Annotated in this window: 8 protein-coding genes; 4 read left to right on the forward strand and 4 right to left on the reverse strand. The window is 74.7% G+C overall.

Going from position 1 to position 13,261, the window contains the following annotated elements:
• Positions 1-98: 98 nt before the first annotated feature.
• Positions 99-6,137, reverse strand: a complete 6,039-nt coding sequence (locus tag FB458_RS12295) for a DUF3320 domain-containing protein (RefSeq protein ID WP_141848747.1) — start codon at positions 6,135-6,137, stop codon at positions 99-101.
• A 44-nt stretch (positions 6,138-6,181) separates the two neighbouring features.
• On the opposite strand from FB458_RS12295, the gene FB458_RS12300 reads away from it, so the two are divergent.
• Both FB458_RS12300 and FB458_RS12305 read left to right on the forward strand, forming a co-directional pair.
• A complete protein-coding gene (locus tag FB458_RS12300; RefSeq protein ID WP_141848748.1) occupies positions 6,182-6,583 on the forward strand; it encodes a hypothetical protein in 402 nt (133 codons plus the stop codon).
• Between the two features lie 309 nt (positions 6,584-6,892).
• On the forward strand, positions 6,893-7,327 hold the full coding sequence (locus FB458_RS12305) for a hypothetical protein (RefSeq protein WP_141848749.1): 435 nt from the start codon (positions 6,893-6,895) through the stop codon (positions 7,325-7,327).
• A gap of 344 nt (positions 7,328-7,671) precedes the next feature.
• On the opposite strand, the gene FB458_RS12310 is transcribed toward FB458_RS12305, so the two are convergent.
• Positions 7,672-8,667 (reverse strand): quinone oxidoreductase family protein, encoded by a 996-nt coding sequence (locus FB458_RS12310; RefSeq protein WP_141848750.1) that lies wholly within the window; start codon positions 8,665-8,667, stop codon positions 7,672-7,674.
• Between the two features lie 313 nt (positions 8,668-8,980).
• Between FB458_RS12310 and FB458_RS12315 the strand changes: the two genes are divergently transcribed.
• Together FB458_RS12315 and FB458_RS12320 are read left to right on the forward strand one after the other, a co-directional pair.
• Positions 8,981-9,472: a cupin domain-containing protein gene (locus tag FB458_RS12315; protein WP_141848751.1), complete on the forward strand. Its 492-nt coding sequence runs from the start codon at positions 8,981-8,983 to the stop codon at positions 9,470-9,472.
• Positions 9,469-9,954: a rhodanese-like domain-containing protein gene (locus FB458_RS12320; RefSeq protein ID WP_246061191.1), complete on the forward strand. Its 486-nt coding sequence runs from the start codon at positions 9,469-9,471 to the stop codon at positions 9,952-9,954. Before FB458_RS12315 ends, FB458_RS12320 begins: the two co-directional genes overlap by 4 nt.
• A gap of 19 nt (positions 9,955-9,973) precedes the next feature.
• On the opposite strand, the gene FB458_RS12325 is transcribed toward FB458_RS12320, so the two are convergent.
• Positions 9,974-12,442, reverse strand: coding sequence for an FtsX-like permease family protein (locus FB458_RS12325; RefSeq protein ID WP_141848752.1), 2,469 nt, complete (start codon positions 12,440-12,442; stop codon positions 9,974-9,976).
• A complete protein-coding gene (locus FB458_RS12330) occupies positions 12,442-13,227 on the reverse strand; it encodes an ABC transporter ATP-binding protein (protein ID WP_141848753.1) in 786 nt (261 codons plus the stop codon). The genes FB458_RS12325 and FB458_RS12330 overlap by 1 nt, the downstream gene beginning before the upstream one ends.
• Positions 13,228-13,261: the final 34 nt, after the last annotated feature.

A 13,261-nucleotide genomic window follows, 5' to 3' on the forward strand; every position in this document is an offset into this window, starting at 1 on the left:
GGATCCGGGTACAGGCGACTCAGGTGGTCAGAGCCCGCCGAGCGTCGGGGCCGTGGGCCGATGTCGGCGACTTGGGATGACCCGGCCCAGGAGTGTCGTCACGTCAGGCTGACGACGCCGCCGCGGACGGCGAGCCGACCATCCCGTACGGCGTCCTGCAGCGCCGCCCCGAGCCGCTCCCGCACCGGAGCCGTCACCCGCCCGACGCCGAACAGCCGCGCCGTCTCGCGCAGCAGCTCGTCCTCGCCGATGCCCATGGAACGGAGCACGACGTCGACGAGGGCGTTGGCGAGCTCGCGCACCGCGACGTCGTCGAGCGGTCGCTCGCGGGGCGGGCCGTCCCAGGTGCGGTAGCCCTCCCAGCGCAGCGGGTCCCGCTCGGGGGGCCACACGAACCCTTCGGCGTCGCGCCGCAGGTCGCCGGGGACCACCGCGTCGAGCCGGGACTGCCGGTCGGCGGTGACCCGGGTGAGCCCGTGGGCGCCGGCGACGAGCCGGCCCAGCCGGGAACGGCTCACCGGCCCCTCGGCCTCGACGACCTCGCGGATCACCACCGCCACCGCGGCCGTCCGCCTCGGCGTCGTCAGCCCGTCGAGCGCCGCGCGCGGACGGATGGACGGGGGCACGTACGGCGTGAACGGCTCGGCGACGCCGCCGGCGTCACCGTCGAGGCCGAGCGGGTCCGCCTCCGCTGCGGGCGGTGGTGCCGGCGGCGCGCCGAGCAGGGCCTCGTCCCCGAACAGCGTGTCCTGGGGCGGCAGCTCGTCGGCCACGACCGCGTCCTGCGGCGGGTCGTCCTCGACCGGGGCGTCCTGCGGCCCCCGCTCGACCGGACCGCCGGCGAGCGTCACGATCCGTTCCCCGGACACGACCGGCCGCTCGGCCGCCGCCCGCGCACGGGCCACCAGCTCGGCGACGACGCCGTCCGGGTCGGCGAGCCACGACGGCAGCCAGACCCGCGCGACGTCCGGCCAGCCCATCACCTGCTGGAGCACGGTGACGGGCAGCGCGTCGCGGTCGCCGACCGTGCGCCGCGCCGCCCACACCGCCGAGTCGAGCAGGACGGCCAGCGACGGGGCGCGGCCGGGCAGGCCCGCGGTGACGTCGACCTGGAAGTCGGACAGCCCGACGGCGGTGCGCACCTCGAGCCCGGTCGCCCGCAGCGCTGTCGCGATCTCGTCGCGGTGCCGGTCGACGCCCGACCGCGCTGCCGCGACCGGGGTGTCGAGACGGGCCACGGTCGGCCCGAGGCCCTGCGCGACGCCGTACTTCGCGACCTCGAGGTAGCGGCGCAGGTCGCGGATGCCGACCGACCCGGTCTGCTCGACCCGCAGGTCCTCGGGGTCGAACGAGGAGAAGACCATGACCCGCCGGCGGGCGCGGGTGACGGCGACGTTGAGCCGCCGCTCGCCGCCGGAGCGGTTGAGCGGGCCGAAGTTCAGCGGCAGGACGCCGTCGTCGTTCGCGGAGAAGCCGGTCGAGAAGAGGACGACGTCGCGCTCGTCGCCCTGGACGTTCTCGAGGTTCTTGACGAACAGGCCGTCCTGCTTGGCCGCCAGCGACTCGGCCACCCCCTCGACGCCGCTGTCCCACAGCATCTGCTCGATGAGCTGGCGCTGCTGGAGGTTGAAGGTGACGACGCCGATCGAGCGCTCGCGGGCCCGCCACCGCCGCAGGACCTCCTCGACCACGGCGGACGCCTCGACCGGGTTGGTGCGCAGCAGCCCACCGGGCAAGTCCTGGGGGCCGGCACCGCGCCGGCGCGAGCGCAGGAACCGGCCGGGCACGCGGTGGAAGGAGATGCCGGTGTCACCCGACTGCGCCGGGTGCGCGGGGAAGCTGGAGAGCCGGTCCTCGTAGTAGGCGAGGTTGGAGAAGGCGATGAGCGACTCGTCCTGGCTGCGGTAGTGCCACGACAGCCAGAGCCGCCCGACGCCGGCGTGGACCGCCTCGCCGAGGATGCTCTCCTCGTCGGGGACGACCTCGAGCTCCTCCTGGACCTCGTCGACGTCGGCCCTCGCCAGCTGCGCGAAGGCCGACGGCGGCATCTGCTTGCTGTCACCCGCGATGACGGCCGCGTCGGCACGGCCGAGGGCGCCCACGGCGTCGGCCACCGTGATCTGCGAGGCCTCGTCGAAGACGACGAGGTCGAAGTGCATCGACCCCGGCGGGACGAACCGCGCCAACGAGTCCGGGCTGACGAGGACGCACGGCGTGATGGCCTGGATGACGTCGCCGTACCGCTCGACGAGCCGCCGGACCGACAGCCCGCCCCGGGTGCGGCCGATCTCGCGCTCGAGCTGGCCGACCTTGCCGAAGAACGCGCCCGGGCGGAACGGCCGCGCCTCGACGAGCTTGGCGGGCAGCGCGGTCGTCAGGCTGCGACGCAGCGCGTCCGCCCCGGCGACGAAGCGGGCCACCGACCGGTCGTGCCGCTCGGCGTCGAAGCCGTCGAACCCGCCGGCGACCCACCGCTCCTGCTCGCCGGCCGCGGCGAGACCCCGGTCGAGCGCGGCGACGGCGTCCTCGGCCGGTACGGCGCCGTCGAGCAGCTCCCGCCGCGCGTCCGGCAGGGAGGCGCTCAGCGGGGCGAGCGCCTCGGCCGCCGCGACGCGGCGGGTGAGTCCGGCCCATCGCGGGGCGTCCGCCGCTCGCTCGGGCGCGGTCGCCGCCCACGCGGTGAGCAGGCCGTCGCGGCGGGCGAAGGCCTCGACGTCGTCGTCGACCGCGGCCAGCAGCCGCAGCGTGCGCTCCAGGGCCCCTGCGGCGGCGTCGACCGCCTCGGCGACCGGTCCGGGCAGCGGCGGGTCGGTCGCCCGGGCCGTCGCCGCGAGCGGCGCGACGTCCGCGGGTAGCGCGTCGACGAGCCCCCGGTCGCGCTCGACGTCGGCGAGCCCCGCGTGCACCCGCGCGAGACCCTCGTCGGTGAGGACGTTGGTGTCGGCCGGGAGGGCGGAGCCGCCGGGCAGGGCGCGCCAACCGGCGACGACCGAGCGCGCCTGCTCGACGACGCCGGCCAGGGTCTCGACGAGCTCGGGCAGCCGCTTCGCGTCGACCTCCGTCCCGGGGCTCGCGTGCTCGAGCACCGGCGCGGCCGCGGCGAGCAGCCGCCGCTTGCGGCCGAGGAAGAACGACGACGCCGCCTCGCGCACCGCCTGCCGCACCGGGGCGAGGTCCACCGACGCCACGCCGGGGCCGATGCCGTCGATGCCGGCGAAGGCCGTCCGGGCGTGCTCCGTGCGGGCGAGCAGCTCGTCCCGCGCGGCGCGCCAGCGCTCGGTCCGGGACTCCTCGACGACGCCCGCCGGGACGGCCCGGTCGGACAGCAGCCACGTCACCGAACTCAGCACCAAAGGCGAGCGCGCCGCCAGCAGCGCTGCCGCGCAACGGGATCCGGGACCGAGCGACGACACCGCGGCGACCGCCCGCTCCACCGCAGGGTCCGTCGCGGTCAGCGCGTCGGCCAGCTCGGTCGCCGCCGGCACCCGGCTCGCCACCGCCCACGCGGCGGTGCCGCGGGCGGCGTCGAGGAGGGGCACGGCGGCGACCACGGCACGCCGTACGGCGTCGGTGTCGAGCGGACCGGTGACGGCGGACTCCGGGACGGTGAGGACCGGACCGACGCCGCGCGCGAGCCGCTGCTGGTGCGCTGCGTAGAGGCCGACGCCGGTGGCGTTCGGCTCGTGCAGCCGCCGGGCGTAGTCGGCCAGCGTCGACGTCGTACCGGCGACCTCGCCCGCGGCGACCCGGTAGCCGTCCTCGTCCGGGCGAGCGACCTGGGCGAGGGCCGAGCGCAGCCGCGCCCGCACCTCGGCCGGCCGGGCGCTCTCGTCGTGCAGGTCGAGCGCGAAGGGCAGCAGCCCGACCTCGCCGAGCCGGCGACGGACGACGTCGAGCGCCGCGCCCTTCTCGGCGACGAAGAGCACGCGGCGTCCGAGCCGCAGCTGGTCGGCGAGGATGGCCGTGATGGTCTGGCTCTTGCCGGTGCCGGGCGGGCCCTCGAGGACGAACGTGCCGCCGGCGGCCGCCGCGGCGACGGCCTCGGCCTGCGCTCCGTCGGTCGGCACGGGGGAGACGGCGACGACCTCGTCGAGCAACGCGCCGCCGAGGTCGGGCGGCTGCCCGCCGGAGTACGAGTCGGCCGGGGTGAGGGCGAGGTGCCTGACCAGCGGCCGCTCGAGGAAGGTCTCCCAGTGCTCGTCGAGGTCGCGCCAGAGCAGGTAGCCGGTGAACGCGATGATGCCGAGGACGGCGTCCTCCTCGACCCGGAACGGCAGGTCGGCCGCGGCGATGGCCTCGCGCACCCGGCGGACGACCGCGTCGACGTCGACCTCGTCGGTGCCCGGCCGGGTCGGCAGCTCGCCGTCCTCGAGCAGCCCGTCGACGGTGAAGCCGTACTCCAGCCGCAGCTTCTCCAGCAGCGAGTGGTTGAGCGTGACGCCGCCGGCCTCGTCGGCCGCGATCCGCAGCGGCTGCACGACGCCCTTGATCTCGACGGGGAGCAGCAGGAGCGGCGCGCGCAGCTCGCGGTCGCCGAGCCGCCAGTCGAGCCGGCCGAGGGTGAGGTAGAGCGGGTTGGCGCCGGTCTCCTGCAGCTGGGTCCGGGCGCGGAACCGCAGGCGCTGCAACGCCGCTCGGTGGTCGTCTCCCGGGAAGCGGCTGTACGTCGTCGCGCGCAGCGCCAGCATCCCGCGCAGCACGTCGCCGGGCAGGGCGTAGGCGTCCTTGCGGCCCTCGCCGGCGATCGTGCCGGCCAGGTCGTCGACGGCGCGGACCGAGACGGTGCGGCCCTGCTGCAGCAGCGAGGCGAGGGTGCCCAGCGCGTCGGGCGGGGTGACGAGCGGCAGCGACGTCATCGGGCCGTCGAGGTTGAGCAGCCGGTTGCGCAGGGTGAGGTCGAGCAGCGCGTTCTTCCAGGCCTGCACGCGTGGCGGGGGAGCGGGACGGTCGGCGCGTGGGGTGCGGGGCGCGGTGGTGACGTCGGGGTCGCCGTACGGCGTCGCGGGTGGCGGGGCGGCGTACGGGTCGGGCGGGATGTACTCGACCACCTCGACGACGCCGTCGGCCCGGACCTGGCGGGCCGGGACCGGGAGCAGCCGGAGCAGCCGGGCCATCCCGACGTCGACGACGCCGACCAGGTCGCTCGACCCGCCGGTGAAGTACGCGTCGCGCGGGGCCTGCGTGGCGCGGCGGAACAGGTCGCGCGGGGGCTTGCGCTCCCGGGTGAGCAGGGTCGTCTCGAGGACGCCCATCCGGCGCAGGTCGACGGCGTTGGCGGCGGTGGCGACCTCGAGCGAGGCGGCGTCGGGCAGGCCGAGGTGCGCGGTGCGCCACCAGCCGAGGAAGGCGTGGCCGCGGGCGACCCACAGCACCGGGGTGATCCCGATGTGCTCCAGGGCCGAGGCGAGCAGGACGGTCGTGTCGAGGCAGGTGCCGATCCGGTCGTCGAGGACGTCGCCGGGGGTGCGGACCTTCTGCCCGTAGCCCCAGCTCGCCGGCGGCTCGGCGTAGTGCACCCCGGCGTCGACGACGGCGTCCGCGACGGCCTCGACGACGGCGTCGCGCCGCTCGGCGGTCGCCTCGGTGACGGCGAGCGAGCCCGAGCGCGTGCGCTCCTCGAGCAGCTGGGCCGCGCGGCCGACGAGGCGCCCCACGGCGGGGTGGTTGGGCTGGACGAAGGTGGCGAGCAGCTCGAGCGAGAGGACGGGCGCGGCGGGGTCGACGGTCCACTGCCGGGCGGCGAGGACCCGCACCGGGGTGTGGCCGGTCGCCGTGGCCAGGTCGCGGGCGGTGACGGAGACGACGACCTCGGCGGCGGTCTCCTCCTCGAGCGCGGTCATGGTCTGGGGGTCGAGGCGCAGCGCCGGCTCGTCGACGACGAGCGGGACGTCGCCGCGGACGGCGTCGACGTGGGTGCGCCACGGCCGGGTGAGGACGGTGCCGTGAGCGTCGACGACCGCGGCGGTGACGACGACGTCCTCGAGGACGTCGGTGCCGGCGGGAGGGGTGACGACCACGCGGTGCAGGAAGGGCAGACCGCTGTGGGCCATGCCGAAGGAGACGACCGGCGCGGTGAGGACCTCGACCAGCGGTGCGTCGACCGGTGCGTCGACCGGCGTCCCTGCTGCCCCCTGCATGTGCCTGACTCTAGGGGTCCGGCCCGGCCCCTACGCTGTCCGGTATGAGCATCGTCCAGGGTCTCGTCGTCGTCCTCCACCTGCTCGGCATGGCCGCCATCCTCGGTGGGTGGTTCGCGACCCGGACCTCGCCGCGGGTGCACCCGGCGATGCTGTGGGGTGCGCGCTCGCAGATCGTCACCGGGCTGATCCTCGTTGGGCTCGCCGAGGCCGGCATCGGCACCGACGGCGAGCCGGTCAACCACCCGAAGATCGGCGTCAAGCTCGTCGTCGCGCTCGCGGTCGCCGCCCTCGTGGAGATCGCCAACGCGCGGCAGAAGCGGTTCAACCTGCCCGTCGCCATCGGCCCCGGTGCGCCGACGCCGATCATGGTCGCCGCGCCGCTGGTCCAGGCCGCCGCCGGGCTCGCGCTGCTCAACGTCCTCGTCGCGGTGCTCTGGACCTGAATAGTTGAGGTGGCACGCATGACGCGCCGGCCGGTGCGGGCTCGTCGAATAGGCGCCAGCCCCTCGTCTGAAGTCTTTTGACAACATCGACGCGTTCAGGGATTTCTCAGAGAATGGTCGTCCGTTCGGCCATTTCGGCCCGAATACTGATGGCGGGTCGTGACATGTCCGAAAATTTCCGGCATGGTTCCTGTTCGCAGGCTGGGAGGGTCCGGGTGCTGTCGAGTGTCCGACGGTGACGCCCGAGGAGCGGATCAGTCCCAGGTCGTCAAGCGGCACAAGCCGCTCTTGACTGGGGGTTTTGGTAAAGTGAGGGACGAGACGATGCTTACCCATCTGTGGTTCGGAGGAGGCTGGCTTGACTTTGGCGAGCCACAAGAATATTCCGACACCTATTTATACTCTTCGTTAAAGTACGGCACTCGACCAGGTGAATTAAATCCCTTTGACGAGTGGTGGCGATCGGGCGGTGTGAGGAAGAATTGTGATGTCACCTTTCGGCTGGGCTTTGGTGCCATACACAAACAGATCGCGATAACGCATCAAAAGGGCGTCCTATATGCGAATATGTGGAGGCCCGCAATGCGGTCGCAAGACCTTGACCTCGCCATCGATGCGGCGTTGGCCGACATTGGAGAAGTGTTAGGCGAGTTGGCTTTTCAATATTCCCTGGGGCCAATGCCGAGCCTTCCTGAAAAGGCACAAATTGAAAAATTCATCGCAGAGCGAGACCTGCGAAAATGATCTGATTGTTTCATCCTCTGTTTATCACGGCTCTCGCGGCGTCATTTAATAGTGTTCTTTAGATCGGCAGGGCTGCATTCAGGTTGGCGTTTATGTCCACCTGACGAAATCATGACCTGTTGTGTGGAGGAGCTCCGACAAGGGTTTCGTGACGTTGAACTTGAGCTCGACCCCTGCCCCGTGGTTGGCGTTCATGGATGCCGTCGGTCCTAGTGAGGCTACGAGGCCGTCGTCGGGGGCGCATGTGGCTTTTAACGGATGGTGCGTGGCGGCCCGAGCATTGTGCCGTATCGTCCCACGACGTATTGTGACGCCTCGATAGAATGGCAGGAGATGTGGAGGTCTCACAGAACCAGCAAAAGCTTGCCGGTCGTCCGGCGGCCCTCGAGGTCGTCGTACGCGCGGGCGGCGTCGGGGAGCGGGTAGCGCCCACCGATCTCGAGCGTCAGCTCACCCGACGCCAGACCTCCGAGGATCTCGCCGACCCGCCAGGTCAGCTCGTCGCGGGTCTGCAGGTAGTCGCCCATCGTCGGGCGGGTGAGGAAGAGCGAGCCGCCGGAGTTGAGACGCTGGATCTCGAACGGCGGCACCTGCCCGGACGCCGCGCCGAACAGCACGAGCATCCCCCTCGGCCGCAGGGACTTCAGCGACGCGTCGAAGGTCGTCCGCCCCACCCCGTCGTAGACGACGTGGACGCCCTCGCCGCCGTTGGCCTCCTTGACGGCGGCGGCCAGCTCGTCGGTGTCGAGCCCGGCGTACTCGATGACGTGATCGGCGCCGAGCGCCCGCGCCCTCTCGGCCTTCTCGGGCGACCCGGCCGTGCCGACGAGCCGCGCGCCGCGGGCCTTGACCAGCTGGACGAGCAGCTGCCCGACGCCGCCGGCGACGGCGTGGGCGAGCACGGTCTCGCCGGCCTGCACCGGGTAGGTGCTCGCGACGAGGTAGTGCGCGGTGACGCCCTGGAGCATCGCCGCCGCCGCGACCTCGAGGTCGAGCCCGTCCGGCACGGGGACGACGACGGTCGCCGGCAGGACGACGTACCCGGCGCCGCTGCCCGGCCCCTGGCACCACGCCACCCGGTCGCCGACCGCGACGTCGGTGACGCCCTCGCCGACCGACTCGACCGTCCCGGCCCCCTCGGCGCCGAGGACGAAGGGCAGCGACATCGGGTAGACGCCCTGCCGCTCGTAGACCTCGCGGAAGTTCACGCCCATCGCCGCGACCTGCACCCGGACCTGCCCCGGCCCGGGCGGCGCGACCTCGCGGTCCTGCACGGTGAGCACCGACGAGTCGCCGGTGCGCGGGACGACGAGGGACGGCGTGCTCAGCGTCTCGGCCATGCGTCCGACCTTAGGCCGCGACCCGTACGGCGTCCCGTGCCGCACCGCCGCGCCCATCTCCTACTGATCCAGTCATGCATAACTCGACGTTTGGTGTTCCATAACGTGAGATGAAGCAGCAAACGGGTTGAGCCCAGTTCGTCCCGCCTGCTCCACTGGGGACATGCCCCAGGTCACGACGCGAATGCACCGGGGGTCCGCACGGGCCCTCGGGGCGCTGCCGTCGTGTCGGCGCATCCGCGGTCACCGTGCGTGACCCCGCCACCCCAGCCCGGATGCCCGACCCCCTCGTGACCCTGAGAAGGACCTCGCCGTGACCACCACCCTGCACCGTGCCCTCGTGCACTCCTCCGCCGCCGAGCTCGAGCGCGTCGCCCGGCGCTTCGCCGCCAACCCCAACCTCCACCTCCTGCTGCCCGACCCCGAGCCGGGCGCCGACCCGGGGGAGCGCACCTGGGCCCGCCTCGCCGACGAGGACGGCGTCGAGGTCTGGCTCATCTCCTGGCCCGAGCGCGCCGCCACCGGCTGGCACGACCACGGCGGCTCCGTCGGCGCCTTCGCCGTCGCCCGCGGCGCCGTCGTCGAGGAGATCTTCGACGGGCGCGACGTCCGCCGTCGCCGGCTCGGCGAGGGCGACTCGCGCGCCTTCGGCGAGCACCACGTCCACAACGTCGTCGGCGTCGCCGAGGGCCGCTCGCTCACCGTGCACGCCTACGCGCCGCGGCTGGAGACGATGACGTCGTACGTCCTCGGCGACACCGGCCTCGTGCCCACCGGCACGACGTCCGAGAGGGAGGACTGGTGAGCCGCGCGACCGAGATCGCCTGGGAGACCAGCCTGTTCGCCTCCCCCGCGGCCGTACGACGCCCCGCCGGTGACCCCCCGTCCGCCCGTCCCGTCGGTCCCCTCGGCGCCGACGACCTCGTCGACGAGGCCCGGGCGACCTACGCCCGGGTCTCGCCGCGGGCGGCGTACCAGGACGTCCTGCACGGTCGCGCCGTCCTCGTCGACATCCGCCCCGAGGCGCAGCGCCGGGCCGAGGGCGAGGTCCACCCCGACCTGCACCCGGTGGTCGTCGAGCGCAACGTCCTCGAGTGGCGCCTCGACCCGCGCGGCGAGCACCGGCTGCCCTGGGTGAGCGACCGGTCGGCCGTGCTCGTGCTGTGCCAGGAGGGCTACGCCTCCTCGCTGGCCGCGGCGAGCCTCGCCCGGCTCGGGCTGCGGGGGGCGTCCGACGTCGTCGGCGGCCTGCGGGCCTGGCGCGAGGCCGGCCTGCCCACCGCCTGACCGGCTCCTCCTCCCACCTCTACTCCTGGGCCAGGGCCAGCGCCGGGTGGACCCGCGCCGCGCGCCGCGACGGGAGCCATGCGGCCGCCACCCCGGCGGCCAGCGCGACGAGCGCCACGAGCAGCAGCCGTCCCCACGGCACGACGAGCGGGACGTCGAGCTGGGCCCCGAGCAGCGCCTGCGCCCCGGCCCAGCCGTAGCCGATCCCGGCCGCCACCCCGACGACGACCGCGACCCCGGCGAGCAGCGCCGCCTCCAGGGCGAGCGAGCCGCGCAGCTGGCCGCGGGTCAGGCCGAGCGCCCGCAGCAGCGCCGACTCGCGCTGCCGCTCGAGGACCGACAGGGCCAGCGTGTTGCCCACCCCGACGAGGGCGATGGCCACGGCGACGAGCAGCAGCCCGGTGACGACGAGCAGGACGACCTGGACCACCTGCTGCAGCTCGGCCCGCTGCGGGGCGGCCCCGCCGACGTCCACGCCGTCGACGCCGGCGAGGGCGCGACCGAGCCGGTCGATCGTCGGGCCGGGGGTGTCGGCGTCGGTCAGCCGCAGCAGCAGCGTCCCGGTCCGCGGCTGGGCGCCGGCGCGCTCGAGGTCGCTCGCCGCCGCGAGGACCGGGGCCGGCGGCTCCTTGACGAGGTGCACGGTGACCGGCAGAGCGCCGAGCGTCGTCCGGGCCCCCTCGGTCAGCCCGAGCGCGGGAGCCAGTGAGGCGTCCACGACGACGAGACCCGGCCGCACGACGGCGTACGGCGTCGTGGCGGCGGACCGCAGCACCGTCCCGACCGTCGTCGGCACCCCGGTGACGACCTGCGGCTCGCCGCGGCCGAGCACGAGCGAGGCGGTCGACAACGTCACCGTCGCCGCCACCCCGTCGGTCCGCGCGACCTGGTCGACGACGGTCGGGGTGAGTGCCCCTGGCGCGGCGCTGACCTGGGCGTCGACGGGGAAGTGCGCGTCGAGCTCGTCGAGGACGCCGGCCTGCGCCGACGACGCGGCCACCGACATCATCGTGATGAGGGTGACCCCGACGACCAGCGCGCTCGCGGCGGCCGCCGCCCGCGCCGGGTTGCGGACGGCGTTCTCGACCGCGAGGTCCCCGCTCACCCCGCCGACGCGACGTGGCACCGCGCCGAGCAGGCGCACCGCCGGGGGCACGAGGACGACCGCGCCGAGCAGCAGTCCCAGCGCGGACAGCACCCCGCCGGGGAGGGCGACGAGGATCGAGGCGGTCCGGACGCCGTACGCCAGGGCGGCGACGCCGACGACGACGAGCAGCACGGCGACCGCGACACGGACGCGACCCGCTCGGACGGGCGAGGTGCCGGTCGCGGTGTCGTCCGGGCGCAGCGCCGACAGCGGGGTCACCCGGGTGGCGCGGCGGGCCGGCAGCAGCGCGGCGAGGACGGTGACGAGGGTGCCCGCGAGCAGGGGCAGTCCCACGGCGATCGCCGGGACGGACAGCGACTGCAGCGGGAGCGGACCGGAGCCGCCGACGACGCGGGAGACGACCGCCGCCAGCGCGACCCCGAGACCGACACCGAGGAGGGAGCCCGCGACCCCGACGACGAGCGACTCGGCGACGACCGAGCGGAGCACCTGGCCCCGGGTCGCGCCGACGCAGCGCAGCAGGGCGACCTGGCGGCGCCGGGCCGCGACGAGGATGGCGAAGGTGTTGCCGATGACGAGGACGGAGACGAAGAGCGCGACCGCGGCGAAGGCGAGCAGGAACATCGTCAGCGCGTCGCTGCCCTGCAGGGCCTGCGTCGTCAGCCGGTCGGCCTCCTCCGCGCCGCTGCGGACCTCGGCCGCCGGCACGTCGGCGCCGTGGCCGACCCGCGCGACAGCGGCCGTCACCGCAACGAGGACGGCGCCGCCGTCCTGACCGGGCGCGGCGGTGACGAGGACCTGGGTGAGGTCGCTCGTGCCCGACCACGTGGCGAGCGCCGCCCCCGTGCCCCACAGCGTCCCCGGGGAGCCGTCGCCGGGGACGGCGACCCCGCTGACGGTGAGCCTGCGCGGGGCGCCGGTGCTGTCGGTGATCTCGAGCGGGCGGCCCGGGCGCAGGTCGGCGCGGGCGGCCACGGACGTCGAGACGACGACCTGCTCGGCCGTCGTCGGCGCGGCCCCGGAGACGAGTCGTACGGCGGGGGTGGGGCGCCAGGTCCGCGCGTCCGTCCACGCCATCGCGGCGCCGTGGACCTGCACGGCGGTCGAGGCCACCGGCACGACGGCGGCGACGCCGGGCAGGCGGCGGACGGCGTCGACGACCCCCGCCGGCACGGCGTTGCCGCCGAAGCCCTCGCCGGGGACGACGACGGCGGCGTAGCCCCCGACGTCGCCCGCGACGCGCTCGCGGACGCTGGAGGCGAGGGTGCCGGACAGGACGAGGGTGACGGTGGCGAAGGCGACGCCGAGGACGATGGCCAGGGTCGTGGCGACGTACCGGCGGCTGCTCGTGCGCAGGGTGCCGAGGAGGACCTGGAGCATCAGCGGCCCGCCTCGGCGAGACGGCCCATGGCCTCGAGCACGGACTCGGCGGTCGGCTCGGCGACCCGCCCGACGAGCCGGCCGTCGGCCATGAGCAGGACCTCGTCGGCGTACGACGCCGCGGACGGGTCGTGCGTGACCATGACGACGGTCTGGCCCAGCTCGCGCACGGAGCGGGCGAGGAAGCCGAGCAGCTCGGCCGAGCTGTGGCGGTCCAGCGCTCCGGTCGGCTCGTCGGCGACGAGCAGGTCGGGCCGGGTGACGAGGGCGCGGGCGGCGGCGACGCGCTGCTGCTGACCGCCGGACAGCTCGCCCGGACGGTGGGCGAGCCGGTCGCCGAGAGCGAGGGCGTCGACGACGCCGGTCACCCACTCGCGGGTCTCCGCGTCGGGGCGGCGGTCGGCGAGCCGCAGCGGTAGCAGGATGTTCTGCTCGGCCGTGAGCATCGGCAGCAGGTTGTAGGACTGGAAGACGAAGCCGACCCGCCGCCGGCGCGCGAGCGTCAGGGCCTTGTCGGACAGTCGGGTCAGCTCGGTACCACCCAGCCAGACCTCCCCGGAGGTGGGGGAGTCCAGCCCGGCGACGCAGTGCAGCAGCGTCGACTTGCCCGAGCCGGAGGGGCCCATGACCGCCGTGAAGCGTCCGGCCGGCAGGTCGACGCCGACCCCGTCGAGCGCGCGGACCGCGGCCTCCCCCCGGCCGTAGACCTTGACCAGGTCGAGGGTGCGGGCGGCGGGCGGCTGCGCGGCCGGGGTCGTGTCCCGGGACAGGGTCGTCGTCGTCATGCCCTCGACGCTAGGGGCGTCCTGTGGGTCGGCA

The sequence above is a fragment of the Lapillicoccus jejuensis genome (assembly GCF_006715055.1).
GTDB lineage: Bacteria > Actinomycetota > Actinomycetes > Actinomycetales > Dermatophilaceae > Lapillicoccus > Lapillicoccus jejuensis.